We start from the raw sequence: 15,881 nt of genomic DNA on the forward strand, positions 1-15,881 counted from the left end.
CTATCGCTCCTTATCCATTTACGATTTCATCTAAATACGACCATCTTTCAATAAGATGCTCATATTGTGCATTTAGCTCATCTAGCTTCGCCGTTAATTCTTGTAGCTTTGTAAAATCAGCACCAGCGTTGGCAATACCTTCTTCTGTCTCCATAATCGCTGTTTCCGTCTTTTCTATGTCATCAGCAATCGTTTCCCACTCTTTTTGCTCTTTAAAGGATAATTTTTTCTTGTCCGCTTTAGGCTTTTCGGTCTTAGCTTTTTCGACTTTTGGCGCTTCTACCTTTACAGCGACTTCTTGTTCACGTTTTTGTAAATATTCACTGTAAAGATCAAGCGACTCATCAACATGCCCAAGACCATCTAAAACCCACAGCTTTTTCGCAATTCGATCTAAGAAAAAGCGATCGTGGGATATAGTTATGACAACTCCAGGGAAATGCTCAATGAAATCCTCAAGCACACCTAATGTTTCAATATCCAAATCATTCGTAGGCTCGTCTAGTAACAGTACGTTTGGTTGTTCCATTAATAATCGTAATAAATGCAGACGTTTACGCTCGCCACCCGATAATTTACCGATAGGTGTACCGTGTGCATGAAGTGGGAATAAGAAACGCTCTAGCATTTGAGCAGCCGAATAGCGCACACCCTCTGCATCTGTGATATCATTTGAGGCTTCACGGATATATTCAATCATGCGCTCATTTTCATTCATTTTTGGTAGCGTTTGTTTGAAATGCGCTAACTTCACTGTCGAACCAACAAGAATTTCACCAGCATCAGGTGTAAGTTCACCTGCTAGCATGTTCAATAATGTTGATTTTCCTACACCATTTGCTCCGATAATTCCGATACGATCGCCCTGCTGTAGTAAAAATGAAAAGTTTTCAAGGATTTTTTGATGACCAAATGCCTTTGAAATATGTTCAGCCTCTAAAACCTTTCGACCGAGGCGTGTTGTTGCTAGGCTCATGTCAAGAGAAACATCCTCAGATTTACGCTCCAAGTTATCCTCTAACTGCTCGAAGCGCTGGATACGTGCCTTTTGCTTCGTAGAACGCGCTTTCGCTCCACGGCGAATCCATTTTAGTTCTGAGCGATAGCGGTTGCGATCTTTTTGTGTAGAGGCTGCTGTCATTTCCTCACGAATAGCACGAGCTTCTAAATAATCCCCATAATTCCCAGTATGACGGTATAATGTTTGATCAGCCAGCTCGTAAATATGCGTAGACAGTTCATCTAAGAAATAACGATCATGGGTAATAAATATAACGGCTCCCTTTAATCGTAACACCATTTCCTGTAGCCACTGAGTTGACTGCACATCTAAATGGTTGGTAGGCTCGTCCAATAAATAAAGATCTACCGGCTCTATTAAAACTTTAGCTAAAGCAACGCGCTTTTGCTGACCACCTGACAGTGTTAATACTTCTTTATCAAACATTTCAATGCCAAACTTCGTAAGTGCTGTCTTTGCAAGTGCATTGACATCCCATGCCTGCTCTTCATCCATACGATGCTGCAAGCTAAATAACGTTTTTTGTAAACTTTCTGAAGTCGGATTTAAGGCAAGTGCAGCAACCGTTTCCTCATATTCACGATTCAATTTTAAAATAGGTGAATTCCCTGTAAATACTGCCTGTAACACCGTTTCGCCGCTTTTAAAAGTAGGCTCCTGTGGTAAATAAGCAACACGGTATTTATTTGGGCGGTCAACTTCCATTGCATCCGCTTCGATTTCACCTGCTAAAATAGAAAGCAATGTGGATTTACCAGTACCATTAATGCCAATTAGCCCAGCTCGCTCTCCCTCATAAATCGTAAATTCAATATTTTGAAAGAGCGTTTTATCGCCCACTGTTTTCGTTAAATTTTGTACAATTAAATGACTCATTACATTTGTCCATCTCTTTCATTTAAGTGTTGTTTAGTATCCACACTACTTTTTATATGTAGTTTATTATTGCTATCCATTTTTATCATAACACCAAATGACAGGTAAACAAAGGACAACAAACTCTGCTTACCTATCAAAAAAAGCCTCCTCCATTAACTGCAAAATGAGGAAGAGCAAAGGTACCTGATGATGTGTCCCTCTAAATCACCAAACCAAGTCATATCCCTAATTATAGAATAATACTTAGTCACCAATAAAAATATCCGGATAGAACATATTTCTATCCGGATACAGAAGCCAATTATTTTACCAATAACCAAGAAGCTTCCACCACAGTCCTCCTACTATAACAAAAATCAGGATGGTAACAATGGAAACTACAAATCCAACTGTCCACCATTTCTTTTGGTCAATATAACCTGCACCAAAGAAGACTGGTGCTGGACCAGAACCATAATGAGTAGTGGCGCCAAATAAATTACTAAATGCCGCTAATAATATAGCTGCTAACATAGCAGGTGCTCCTGCTTGCAGCATAACAGATAAAAATGCTGCATACATCGCACTAATATGAGCAGTGGAACTCGCGAAGAAATAATGAGAATAGAAATAGACTAATGCTAATATTAAAACAGCCCATATCCAACTATACCCAGATACAAGTCCACCAACTTCATTACTAAACCATGGAATTAGCCCTAGTTTGTTCATATAAGATGCCATCATAAATAATGTTGCAAACCAGACAAGCGTATCCCATGCCCCTTCTTCCTTTTTGATATCTGCCCATGTTAAGACATTTAACAATAAAAGTAAGGAAAGACCTATTAGAGCTGATGTAGTAGCACTAATTCCAAAGTAGTCTCCGCCTATCCATAACGACAACACAACAATAAATACTACAACCATGCGCTTTTCAGAACTTTTCAGTGGACCAAATTCATCCAGCTTCTTTTTAGCGATAGCTGCTGCTTCTGGTGTTTCCTTGATCTGAGGCGGATAGATTTTATAAATAACATAAGGAACAACGATTAAAGCTGTTAACCCAGGGACAATCATGGCCACTGCCCAGCCGAACCAAGTAATAGTTACTCCAGCTGTATCACTTGCTAGCTTTACAATTAAAGGATTCGCTGCCATGGCTGTCATAAACATAGCAGACGTTATTAAATTCCCTTGAAAGCCTACCTTTAAAAGAAAGGCACCCATCTTACGCTCTGTCCCATCTTCTGGTTTAGATCCGAAGGTATGAGATAATGACTGGATGATTGGAAATATTACACCACCAGCACGAGCTGTATTACTAGGAATAGCTGGTGCTAATATTAGATCACTCGCAAGTAAAGAGTAAGACAGGCTCAAGGTTTTTTTCCCAAAAAGACGAACAAATATATAAGCAATTCGTTCCCCTAGTCCCGTTTTAATAAATCCACGAGAAATAAAGAAGGCAATGACAATCAGCCAAATTGTTGAATTGCCAAAACCACTTAATGTCTCTTCAATGGTTAATGTATTCGTTATTGCAATCATAGCCATAGCAATAAAGGATATAGCTCCCATTGGCAACGGTTTCGTTATAAACCCTATAATTGTCGCAACAAAAATAGCAAACAGATGCCACGCATTTTCCTCTACTCCTGAAGGTACTGGACAAATCCAGATAGCTACGCCAACAGCAAGGGTAATGAAGAAAGGAATCCATTTGACTGCGCTTTTTGCTTCTTTCATGATGTTAAAACTCCTTTGACGGTTACCCCAATGTATTTAAAAGGATATTTCTCCCACGATCTAATATTTGAATGAAAAATAGACCTAATTCAAGATCCCCATTGTCGAAAAAACATAAGTAATTATATATGTTTTATGTAATAGATGAAAAGAGTTTTTGCTCATTTTATAGAAAAAAAGGATTTCATTTCATCAATATTTTCCCCATTATGTTAATTTTTTAATAAAACTAGACATTTTCATAGCATTATTTACAATTTCACAGCAATTTGATATTCACGCATTAACATTTGACCTTTATCAACCTTTAGTTACTAATGATTCACCAAACTTTGATAAATCAATTCTCCCATGCATGACGATAATGTTGATTACCCATGAGACCAAATCAGTATGGTTAGTATGTATAAGATCCACTGAAAAGATACCTATCGTTTAAAATCGCTATTATGTATGGAAATCGCTATTATCAATCGAGCAAGACTCCGAATTACAGCTTGGTAAGGAATAAATCAACTGTAATAGAAAATTGCAACATAAAAAGGTATAAGCTCACTAGTAAATAGCGGCGCTCATACCTTTTTATGTTATTTAAAATTTACGTCTGCTTTGAAAAGCAGTGTACATCTTACTTACCTATTTCATTCTGTAATTGCTCTAAAAACTGTACCATAAATTGATGGCGTTCTTTAGCCATTTGCTTGCCTTTTTCGGTTGTCATTAAATCCTTTAGGAATAATAGCTTCTCATAAAAATGGGTAACTGAGGATGTATTTTTACTGCGATACTCCTCCTCTGTCATATCCGTACGTGCGTCCTCTTCCTCGTCGTATAGCTTTCGACCTTTAGCCCCACCAAAAGCAAATGTACGGGCAATGCCAATTGCTCCAATGGCATCTAATCGATCTGCATCTCGCGCTATTTTTGCCTCAATAGAGGTTGCTTCTAGCTCATTGCCGCCATTAAACGATACTTGTGCAATGCAATCTCGGATATGTTGCTTTTTCTCTTCACTTAAAGATAGCTCGGCAATTAGCTTATTTTCTTGCTCTTTACTATCGGTATACTTTTTATCACTAACATCATGCAACAGCACTACAATTTTCACGACCTCTGCATCAGCTTCCGGCTCGGTATGTAAAATTGCTAACGCATTTTGATAAACACGTTCAATATGTTGAAAATCATGACTAGCATCAAACTGCTCATAAATTTCTCGTACTTTGTCCATTAAATTGTTCATATTCTTTGTTCAGTCCCTTCGTATGTTATTATACTGTATTGCTTAGAATAGTTGGTAGCTAAGTAATCTCTAACTCAACAAAAATCAAAATGGATAGATGTTTTCAATTGACTAAGTTTTCAGAATATTATAAGATGAATGTACAGAACAATTTTGTTCTGTAACCTCACTATTTCAGTGGTGTACAAGAACTATGTTTTGACAGATTAAACAACTTCAGCGGGCTTACAATTGAATATTGTGTTGAAAGATGACGTGCGTATAGTGTAAACCAATCATCTAAAGAAACAAATAAAAGTGAACACTTTCCCTTAGAAATTCTTTGTTTTAACCCGCATAGTGAATGTACATGACGAAATAAGTGAACAAACAGTAAGCCTGTTTTCACGACCAACGAAGGCTTTGACCAAATGTCGCAAGCGTGTAATATTTTTATCATTAATTGATGTTACCTTCTTCTATTCATTGCCTTGAATATGTGTGAACGTAACTCCTCCCATTAATGGTAAATAGTACACCAATTTCTTGCCAACATTTTGCGAAAAGTCAAATCATCAGAGTCGTGCTAACAAAACTAGAGAATTCTTTTTTAGGCAACAATTTTTCCGAATTTTATTTAAGCCGTAAATGAAGTATTAAGTTATGAAGGAAGTAGGAACGATAGTTATGTTATGTAATACCAACCCGCTGAAGAAACAGTAAAAGCTGCCCATCTTATTTATTGTAGATGATGGCAGCTTTTATTGTTTCTTCAATTTCCATTTTAAAGACAATATCCTATCTCCCTTTTTCCTGATTCTTGTTATTTCCCATTTTCCTTCTAAAGCATTCCTAAGGAAAAAAATTATTCTGAACATGGGAGATTTTAGAGACATGACGAGCCTTGTTAGCTTTATCGTTATTAATCTTCACGACTTTGAATTAGCCTTTCTTTGATTTCTTCAATACGCTCCACAGATAAGCCTGTTATTTTACAAATAAAATCAATATCCATACCATTCGCTAAAAGTTTATTAGCAGTTTTTTCTTTTTCTTCTATTTTACCCTCTATTTTTCCTTTTTCGATTCCCTGTTGCTCTGCCATATGCTTTACATCCTCTAACTTTGCCTCTTCATCAAGGATATACTTTAAGCGTGATTGATAGGCAATAACATCTTCCTGTGATAAACTTAGCTCTTTCCAAACATTGAATGCCTGTAATAAATGTTCGTCCTTCACCGCTAGTTCCTCCAAATCACGATAAATTTTTTCATAGACCTTTTTCTTTCGTGCATCGACCATTCCTAATAACAATAACCAACGTGCTAAAATACCATCCAGTGGCTTAAGAACTCCTCTATGCCATTGTTCAAGGAATGTATTCATTTCAATAAAGTGCACTTCCAAAGCATCATCCTGTATAACTAATCGCTTTAATGTTTTATCCTCATACAAATGGAAGGTACTCTGATAATATGCACTTTGAGGAAACACCGTGAAATTATATATATTAATGGTAATCGTCAGTAGCAGTTTATGATACCCCATACCCTTTTGTAATTGTGATGTATAAAGTTGAGCCCAGTAAACAGCTGCTATTTATAGAACAGTTCCAATCACCTCGTCAATTTCTTGCAACAACGCCTTATTTTTCATCGTCGTGCTTAATTTTAAATTACGCTGATCGGCTTGAATAACAGCAACATGCATTCCTTCTTTTATGCTTGCACTAGGTACAGGAATCATTTTGTTCACATCAAAGGTCATAATAAGATCCGGAAATTTGGATTGGATGTTACCCTCTTTCGATAAAGTCATATACTCGTTCCAAAAAGTTAAATGAAAATCCTCTACAGTTAATTTACCTACATCAAAGCCACTTTCATTTGTTAATAAATAATCCGTCACTAGACCCGATACAATGTGCACCCCATTCAACTGACGAATGATATTTTCCAATTTTTCTTCGATTGTTTGTCCATTCAGGAAGCAATAGCCGAGCTGGATTGCCTCTGTAATTGCATTCGGAGCTCCATGTTCTTTTAAATAGCCAATTGTTACAGGGTTTCGAGTTACCCCTACCATCCCGCCAGCTAAAATAGAAGCATTACGGGCTGTCTTTGCTGTGTTTTGTAAATCACCTTCAACAAAGCCTTGAATCGCAAAATCATTTTTCCCACCCGCATAAAATTGAACAGATTTATAATCTTTTAGCTCGTGTAAATTCAAGGAACCCATAATTCCAGTTGGATGGGCTCGTCCGTTACAAGGAGAATCAACGACTGGTACGTCCAATAAAATCGATTGTAACCAGCCATTAATGGTCGTAATAGCTCCATTTTCGTTCGTAATAATCCCTTTTAATCGATTATTAGTATACGTGTTCATATTTCTATAGCTCCAGCAAAGCTGTTCATTGGAGATATATTGATTGGCTGCTGAAGGAGCTCCAACCATCGCCACACAAGCGACCAAATCCTCATTATTTAATTCCTTTATATCGATTAACTGAGGTGCACCGGCAGCAAATATTTCCTCAACCAGTTTTATGCCTTCCTCTAGGAGGCCACCTCCACCGCCTCCAAGTATTGCACCCCCATAGACAGCAGCAATACCATCCTCGTAAGATAGAACTTTTTCCATCAACAATTACTCCTTTCTATTTTCCTATTTTAAAAATAGAAGAGAAGAAACTATATAAAGCATCTCCAGCAATTACGCCTGCTGCAAATACAGTCATCTCAGATTCTCTCTTACCTTTCGTCACATAAGTGAAAATAATGCGAAGTAAAATACCTACTAAAACAGCCCATCCAGCAATAGGATTGATCAGTAATAAACCAGTTGCAAACAGGATACCCATTTGTCTCTTCGAACCACCGATAAGTTGAATCAATGCGCCTGGAATCGCCCAAATCAATAATTGTTTAGCCACGTCACCTGTCACACCAGATTGAATGGTAGCAGCATACACATGATTTACAGGTGCTACTAAATCTTGCGCAAAATAAGATTGGTAAGATAATAAAACAACAATGGCAGAAATAGAGAAAGCTATAATACCAGCGATTAGCTGCTGTTTACGACCTTCTTTTTCTAATACTGGATCACTACCATTTCCACGTAAAATAAAACCCGTTTTTAAATCATAGCCCATATCCGCAAAGGCAACACCTGTTGCTGCACTATATCCAGCTAATAAAGCGAGTGCCGGAGGTGGAAAACCAATTAAAATGCCGACAATAAGCGTTATAAATGCTACTGCAAATGCTGGGAACCAACCTGCATGCATGGCAGCAATACCAACAATTAATTCATGTACAAATGCAGCAATTGTTGCGAATACGATGAAGCCTATCAACATACCGAAAGACATATCTGACGTTAAACCACCCAAAAGCGCAATTAATACTGCAATGACTAAATAAGCAATAAACCCTGCACCAAAGCCCTGTCTAATCTCTTTCGAATCCTTCGAATATACCAACCCTTCTGTCTCTTTAGAAGGTTTCTTATTTAATAATGTAAAGCCTACTTGGAATAGCGCCACAATTCCAGCACCAATCATTACACCATGCGGTATATAATATTCGTTTAAATCTACATTAAATAGTTGAACAGAATAGCCCCTAAGTAAAAGACCGATTCCAAACATTGTAAGTGCCCAAATATTTCCGATAAACGCTACCCCAAAAGCTGACATTGGAATTTTAAGTACAGCTCCTACAACACCGACTAAAACGCCACCGATTAGAACCTTTGCGTTTTTACCACCTTTATCTCCAGCTTTAATCGCCTCAGCAGTTGCAATTCCTGGTGGCCAAGTACCTGCTGCTGGGAAAATCTTTGTATCAAAAAATTTAAATAATAATAAAGCATCAACAAACATCGCTAAAATAACACCGATAAACAATGGTAATACTAAATTTTCATAGCCTAAAACATATGGAATACCAATTGGTAACATTAAACTGCTCGCTGCACTAAAAGTTGCTGCTGATATCGCAGTTTGAATAAGATTTTGCCTATGAACGGATTTAAACTCTATAAGCTTACCAATAGGAATTCTTCCTAAAATCATTGCAAATATGGCACCAACAATTGATGTATTGGCCGAAATCCCTAAAGTAGTAATCAGTTGTAACCCAATTATTGCACCAATCACAGATGTAAAAACTACCATTAATAGAGTCATAGGCTCTAAAGCCCTAGGATGTAATACTTTATTATTCATTGAGTCAACTCCTATATATTTATAGTTTAGAAACGTGATATTGAGTTTGATGAGGAATTTGTTCATGCATATATTTCTCCCTCTGATCATCAATGCCATATACTAATCTAAAAATCGTAAGCAACAAATTCGGCTCATCATCATAACGGGACAAGTGTGCGAAAGCGAAGCGCCAGCAACACCAGGACGTTGGTTACGAAGGCATTGTTACAGAACGTGATGTATTTAGCCTTCGTTCCTCTAATATGCCCGCTCCAGCAACTCATTTGTGACGCTGATCACCGCCCAGGTTATAACCATACTGTTTTTCTGCTGCCTCTAAAGAAATATATTCATTTAACAAGTCTTTTTCTATTGCCTGAATACTTCGCTCGTTTGGATTGCCATAACCGCCACCTGTTGCTGTAACAAGCTCTATTCGGTCTCCTTTTTGCAACTCATAATTCGCTAGTACACCAACTGGCCCGAGCTTTGTACCATCTTTTTTATGAATCATTAAATAGTTATGTGAGCCTCCCTTTCCGCCATTTAAGCCAAATGGTGCAAATTGATGTCTGCCTAAGTTGACTGAAACCTTTTGTCCATCATGATTCACGGTATACACACGACGTACACCGATGCCGCCTCTAAATTTCCCAGCTCCTGCACCATCGCAGTTTAAGCTATATTCATCAATATGAATACCGTATTTTGTCTCCGCAATCTCAACAGGGAGGTTATAAGTTTCCCCATCGCCCATACAATATTGCCCACTTTGACCATCTTCATCATTTGACGCTCCCCAACCACCAACAGATGGCTCAACAATTAGGAATGACTCATCGTTGTCTGGATTTTTACCTGTTAAAATAAACGTACAAACAGACTGTAAATGTCCTGCTGAAAGTCTTTCTGGTAAGTGAGGTGCAAGTGCTTTCCAGATTAAATCTGCTGCTCCAATACGCGCCTCAAAATTCATCGAAACTGGGTGTGGTCGTTTTGCAGAAACAATTGAATTCTCATCTGTAATGATTGTTAACCGTTTAAATACACCTTCATTGATCACATCAATATCACCAAGTAACGCTAAAAACATAACTCTCACACTGGCCATTAATCCAAATTTCGAACAGTTTACGGGTACATAAACTGCAGGATGTGATCCTCTAAAGTCACAAATGAATTTTTCATCATTTATTGTCACCTTTACTTTGATAGGGTATGGTCCACCTTTTAATGGATCTCCTTCAATAAAATCTTCCGCATAAAACTCTCCTTTAGGCAATTGTTGTAGTTCAAGTTCAACAATCTTTTCACCCTTGTCCAATAATTTTTCAATGGACAACTTAACAGATTCAGCACCGAATTTCTGACAAAGTTCAATGATTCGTTTTTCTCCCGTTTTTAATGCTGCAACTTGGGCAAACATATCTCCTATTGATAGCTCTGGTAAACGAACATTCGTAGATATGATTTCATAGATTGCTTCATTCAGCTCGCCTTTCCGATAGAGCTTTACTCCTGGCAATTGTAAGCCTTCTTGATAGATTTCATTGGAATTACTCGTAAACGAACCTGGGTCCATCCCACCAACTTCTGTCCAGTGAGCTTTATTGGCAGAATAAGCGATAATTTCTCCATTGTGGAAAATTGGTAGTACTAACCCAACATCTGATAAATGCGATCCACCTCCAACATATGGATCATTAATAATGATGACATCACCTTCGTGTAAATCTTCACCATTCTTAAACTTTTCAATAACACGCTGAACCATTGGACTTAGCATTCCGATAAAACTTGTCACACCATTTCCTTGGCTGATTAAATTACCTTTTGCATCTGTTAAACCACAGGCATAATCTAATACCTCATATATCACTGGACTCATTGATGAACGAGCTAAGGCGACAAACATTTCATCTCCAATGGCTAGCAATGAATCCTGAATAATTTCTACGGCAAAAACGTCTTTTTTCATAACTTATTTCTCCCCCATCTCTACAATAATATTTCCATATTTATCTATTTCGATGGATTGTTTTTCACTTATAACGACCGTAGATGTAGGATTTTCAACAATTGCAGGACCAGAAATCACATATCCAGGTACTAGCTTTTGCTGATCATAAACATTTACTTTTACCCAACCAGTTTTCTTGACATACAATTGACGCTTCGATTTTATACATGTGGTAACGTCAATGTCTGAAAAATCTAGTTCTTTAAATTGAACTGCTTCATCTTTGCCATAAATAGTGAGATGTAAATTCACTAACTCAATTGGGGTATTTGGTAAATCAAAAGAAAACTCCTGTTTATGTTTAATATGGAACGCTTCCGCTAAATGACCTAGCTCTGCTTCATTGATTGCGATATTGGATGCACTCATTTTTACAGCGTGCTCTTGGCCTTTATAGCGTAGATCGTAATGAATTTCAAAATGATAATGATCTTTTGAAAGAGGAGCATCCTTATAGGCACTTTCAATAGCGTCATCGATATTTTTTTGAATGTCGGCTACATGATTTTTATCAAAGTTCATTAAATTTGTTTGGATATAATCTTGTCGGTATTCCGTCATCATCATACCTATTGCAGAAAAGACCGATGATCCATATGGAATTATCACTTTTTTCATGTTCAATTCTTCCGCTAAATTAATAGCATGTAGTGGACCACCGCCACCAAAGGCAACCATTGTAAAATCCTCTGGATCATATCCTTTACGAATAGAGATAAGCTTTAGAGCATTTAACATATTTGAATTCGCAATATCTAAAATTCCTTGTGCAGCCTCCTCAGCTGTAACATGAAATGGTTTGGCAATCGAAGCAATAAGTGCCTCCTCAATTTTGTTAATAGAAACCGGATTATCAAAGTTTTCTAGTGACAATCTTCCCAAATAGACATTAGCGTCTGTAATAGTTGGCTGTGTATTTCCTAAGCCATATGCGACAGGTCCTGGGTTAGCTCCGGCAGAATCTGGGCCGACTTTTAATGAACCAAATTGATCTACTCGTGCGATGGAACCACCGCCATTACCGATTTCCACAATATCCACGACAGGTGTTTTAATAGGATAACCTGCAAATTTTTCATTTCTTTCAATATAGTAATCTGTTGTTACATTTACTTTTCCATTTGTAATGAGCGAACATTTCGCAGTCGTTCCACCGACATCAAAAGCGATAATATTGGATTCATTTAATAGCTCTCCTAATTTAGCAGCTCCGAACATGCCCGCAACAGGACCAGATTCTACTAGGTTGATCGGCAACTCCATCGCTTTATCGAAACTGGTCGTTCCCCCATTGGATTGCATAATTTTTAAATGCTCTGTAATGTCAATCGTACTTAACTTTTCTTTTAAACTTTTTAAATATGCGTGTGCAATTGGTTTAACATACGAATTTAAGACAGTGGTATTTGTTCTTTCGTATTCTCTATATTCTTTAATCGTTTCGCTCGAAAGTGTTATATACACTTCAGGCCAAATTTTTATTATCTCTTCTTTTAGTTGAATTTCATGTTTAGGATTTTTGTAGCCATGGATTAATGAAATGGCGATTGCTTCTACACCTAATTCTTTAAATTTATTTACTATTTCTCCTACATCCTCAATATTAAGTGCTTTCATAATGTTTCCTTTAAAATCGATTCGCTCATCGATTTCTTGTCGTAAATAGCGCTCTACAAAAGGTGTTGGTTTTTTATATTTGAAATTGTATAAATCGGGTCGATTCCCGCGAGCAATTTCTAATACATCACGGAAACCCTTTGTCGTGATTAAACCGACTATGCCTCCTTTTCTTTCTGTTAACGTGTTAATAATGACCGTAGAACCATGAATAAAAGATTCGACCAGTGAATCTTCTGTTACATGTCGTTCTAATACGTTCAGTATGCCGTCCTCAAAATGGCCCGGAGTCGTATGCCCCTTGTCAAAATGAAGATTTCCCTTTTCATCTGTATACACTAAATCGGTAAAAGTACCGCCAATATCTGTTGCTATTTTCAAGTTTCCACCCCTATGTGTTTCTATTATCGATACAGCGTTTCTTTTTAAATTAAAATAAATTATATTTAAAATAAAAAGAAAATTCAATATATTTTTAAAATAAATTTTATTTGACACTAGAATTCAAAGTGACAATCCGCTACCCTTTCCCAAAATCAGTATATTGATGTTCCTTCTCTTTCTTTATAAGAACATGAAAAAGACTCTAGCTATTAACCAGAGTCCTAACTATCACAATTTAGACTAACTAAGAGCCTGTAACACATTTTCATCCTTATGAATCGGTAGCATTCTACTATTCCACTAAATGACCATCATAATGAGACAAGACAGCTCATATCTTCTAGCATGAGAGGATGATCCTGTTGAAAAGCCTGTTTGAAAATGTAAACCTGTTAGAGAACGTATATCAAATATCTATAGCAGTTCTACTCTTATGCTCAGTTTTTTCTGTTAGACTTTTAAAAAAATTAAAGCGTGCAAGAAACCTTTCTTTTTTTGAATATACAATGTATATCATCATTCGAATTGCAATTTTTTTATGGTTAGCTAGTTTTCTCCTTATTGAATATGGGGCATAAATAGTTTGATCACTCTTTATTACTAAATTTAAAAAAGCTGCCCTTTATTTAAAGGAACAGCTTGTGTTGTATTTATTTTTTTTACGTATTCTTGTATTTCTTTTTAGAACAATCCTACCGCATGCCCTTCATTATCAACATCCATACGCAATGCAGCAGGTGCTTTTGGTAAACCTGGCATTGTCATAATATCCCCAGTTAAGCAAACTAGGAAGCCTGCACCAAGCTTTGGAATAACCTCACGAATTGTTACCGTGAAGCCTTCTGGACGACCGAGTAAACTTGGTTGGTCGGATAAAGAATACTGCGTTTTCGCCATACAAATCGGCAGAGAATCCCAACCGAATTTTTCGATTTGGGTGATTTGCTTTTTCGCTTGGTCGGTAAATTGCACATCTTTCCCACCATATACTTTTTGCACGATTGTACGTACTTTTTCCTCAATAGATTCTGAAACATCATATAAAGGTGAGAAATTGTTTTCTTCCTCAAGTACAGCTAACACTTGTTCTGCTAGGGCTAGACCACCTTTACCGCCCTCTTCCCAAACGTTTGTACGTGCAATGCGTACATGCTTCTCTTGACACCAGTTTAATACTGCTGCAAGCTCAGCCTCTGTATCTGTAATAAAGCGATTTAACGCGATAATTGGTTCAACACCAAATGTACGAATTGTCTCCACATGCTTCTCTAGGTTTTCAATCCCTTGTAAAAGTGCTTCTACATTTTCGCCAACTAGTTCTGTTTTCGCTACACCGCCATGCATTTTTAATGCACGAATCGTTGCTACGATAACAACTGCACTTGGCTTAAAGCCTCCTTTACGCGCTTTAATGTTCATGAATTTTTCAGCACCTAAATCTGAACCAAAGCCCGCTTCCGTTACAACAATATCAGCTAATTTACGTGCAGTTTGTGTCGCCATTATCGAGTTACAACCATGTGCGATGTTGGCAAATGGTCCACCGTGAATAATGGCAGGTGTCCCTTCAAGCGTTTGAACTAAGTTTGGTTTAAAAGCATCTTTTAATAATAATGTTAAGGAACCTTCCACTTGAAGATCACGTACGAATACGGGCTCACGATCAAATGTATAACCGATCACGATGCTTGCTAAACGTTCACGTAAATCTTCAATGCTTGTAGCTAAACAGAAGACTGCCATTATTTCTGATGCAACGGTAATGTCGAAGCCGTCCTCACGTGGCATCCCTTGTACAGGACCACCGAGACCCACAACTACTTTACGAAGGGCACGGTCATTTAAATCCATTACACGCTTCCAAATAATACGACGAGGGTCAATGTTTAATGCATTTCCTTGGTGGATATGATTATCAATAAATGCTGATAATGCATTATTCGCTGTCGTAATCGCGTGCAGGTCGCCTGTGAAATGCAAATTAATATCTTCCATCGGTACAACCTGTGCATATCCACCACCTGTTGCGCCACCTTTTACACCCATTACAGGACCGAGTGATGGCTCACGTAAAGCAACAGCAACATTTTTATCCAATTGATGAAGTGCGTCAGCAAGTCCAACAGTTACAGTTGATTTCCCTTCACCTGCTGGAGTTGGACTAATGGCTGTTACTAATACAACCTTTGCGTCCTCACCCCGTGCTGTAATTTTTAATGGATCAATTTTTGCTTTGTAGCGACCATACTGTTCAAGTGCATCCTCTGGAATGCCTGCAGCTTTCGCTATTTCTGTAATAGGCTTCATAACCGCTTGACTAGCGATTTCTAGATCTGTTAAAGGTTGATTTTTCGTTGTCATTTGGCATCCTACTTTCTATGTTGTTCAATTCCATTATAGACTTTATTGTGAAATAAATCATAGTTAGTTATACAAGCATTTCGACAATCAATTGACAACTTTGCTCAATTCATGTATGTTCTAAGTGAAAATGCATTTTTTCTCATTTTCGCAGGTTATGTCACGACTTAATTGATTTAGTTCTACATTCAAGCGCATTGGAGGCGAATGCTTATGCAACAGGGAAGCGTAAAGTGGTTCAATAATGAAAAAGGTTACGGCTTTATTGAATGTGATGATGGAGAAGATGTATTTGTACATTTTACGGGCATCCAAGAGGAAGGCTTCCGTACACTTGAAGAAGGTCAAAAGGTATCATTTGATGTAGTGGAAGGTAATCGTGGACCACAGGCGTCAAATGTTGTTAAATTATAAACACAAAGGAGCTGTTCG

Annotated in this window: 11 protein-coding genes; 2 read left to right on the plus strand and 9 right to left on the minus strand. The window is 37.5% G+C overall.

Annotation, left to right across the window (positions count from 1 at the left end):
- Positions 1-10: 10 nt before the first annotated feature.
- The 8 genes from AN161_RS07050 to AN161_RS07085 all read right to left on the minus strand — a co-directional run bounded on the left by AN161_RS07050 (position 11) and on the right by AN161_RS07085 (position 13,085).
- A complete protein-coding gene (locus AN161_RS07050) occupies positions 11-1,897 on the minus strand; it encodes an ATP-binding cassette domain-containing protein (RefSeq protein WP_053593661.1) in 1,887 nt (628 codons plus the stop codon).
- 309 nt (positions 1,898-2,206) lie between these two features.
- Positions 2,207-3,628: an anion permease gene (locus AN161_RS07055; protein ID WP_053593662.1), complete on the minus strand. Its 1,422-nt coding sequence runs from the start codon at positions 3,626-3,628 to the stop codon at positions 2,207-2,209.
- A gap of 628 nt (positions 3,629-4,256) precedes the next feature.
- Entirely contained in the window at positions 4,257-4,871 is a 615-nt protein-coding gene (locus tag AN161_RS07060; RefSeq protein WP_053593663.1) for an HD domain-containing protein, read from the minus strand.
- Positions 4,872-5,772: 901 nt separating this feature from the next.
- Positions 5,773-6,450, minus strand: a complete 678-nt coding sequence (locus tag AN161_RS07065; RefSeq protein WP_277815927.1) for an Rpn family recombination-promoting nuclease/putative transposase — start codon at positions 6,448-6,450, stop codon at positions 5,773-5,775.
- A complete protein-coding gene (locus AN161_RS07070) occupies positions 6,451-7,494 on the minus strand; it encodes a DUF917 family protein (RefSeq protein WP_053593665.1) in 1,044 nt (347 codons plus the stop codon).
- Between the two features lie 16 nt (positions 7,495-7,510).
- Positions 7,511-9,085, minus strand: a complete 1,575-nt coding sequence (locus AN161_RS07075; RefSeq protein WP_053593666.1) for an OPT/YSL family transporter — start codon at positions 9,083-9,085, stop codon at positions 7,511-7,513.
- 262 nt (positions 9,086-9,347) lie between these two features.
- Positions 9,348-11,045: a hydantoinase B/oxoprolinase family protein gene (locus AN161_RS07080; protein ID WP_053593667.1), complete on the minus strand. Its 1,698-nt coding sequence runs from the start codon at positions 11,043-11,045 to the stop codon at positions 9,348-9,350.
- A gap of 3 nt (positions 11,046-11,048) precedes the next feature.
- A complete protein-coding gene (locus AN161_RS07085) occupies positions 11,049-13,085 on the minus strand; it encodes a hydantoinase/oxoprolinase family protein (protein ID WP_053593668.1) in 2,037 nt (678 codons plus the stop codon).
- A gap of 362 nt (positions 13,086-13,447) precedes the next feature.
- On the opposite strand from AN161_RS07085, the gene AN161_RS30115 reads away from it, so the two are divergent.
- Positions 13,448-13,666: a hypothetical protein gene (locus tag AN161_RS30115; RefSeq protein ID WP_053593789.1), complete on the plus strand. Its 219-nt coding sequence runs from the start codon at positions 13,448-13,450 to the stop codon at positions 13,664-13,666.
- Between the two features lie 103 nt (positions 13,667-13,769).
- Here the strand turns inward: AN161_RS30115 and AN161_RS07095 are convergent, their stop codons facing one another.
- Positions 13,770-15,449: a formate--tetrahydrofolate ligase gene (locus tag AN161_RS07095; protein ID WP_053593669.1), complete on the minus strand. Its 1,680-nt coding sequence runs from the start codon at positions 15,447-15,449 to the stop codon at positions 13,770-13,772.
- A 213-nt stretch (positions 15,450-15,662) separates the two neighbouring features.
- Between AN161_RS07095 and AN161_RS07100 the strand changes: the two genes are divergently transcribed.
- Entirely contained in the window at positions 15,663-15,863 is a 201-nt protein-coding gene (locus tag AN161_RS07100) for a cold-shock protein (RefSeq protein ID WP_053593670.1), read from the plus strand.
- The last annotated feature ends 18 nt before the right edge of the window (positions 15,864-15,881 follow it).

Origin of the sequence: Lysinibacillus sp. FJAT-14222, assembly GCF_001278875.1 — a bacterium.
Taxonomy (GTDB): domain Bacteria; phylum Bacillota; class Bacilli; order Bacillales_A; family Planococcaceae; genus Lysinibacillus; species Lysinibacillus agricola.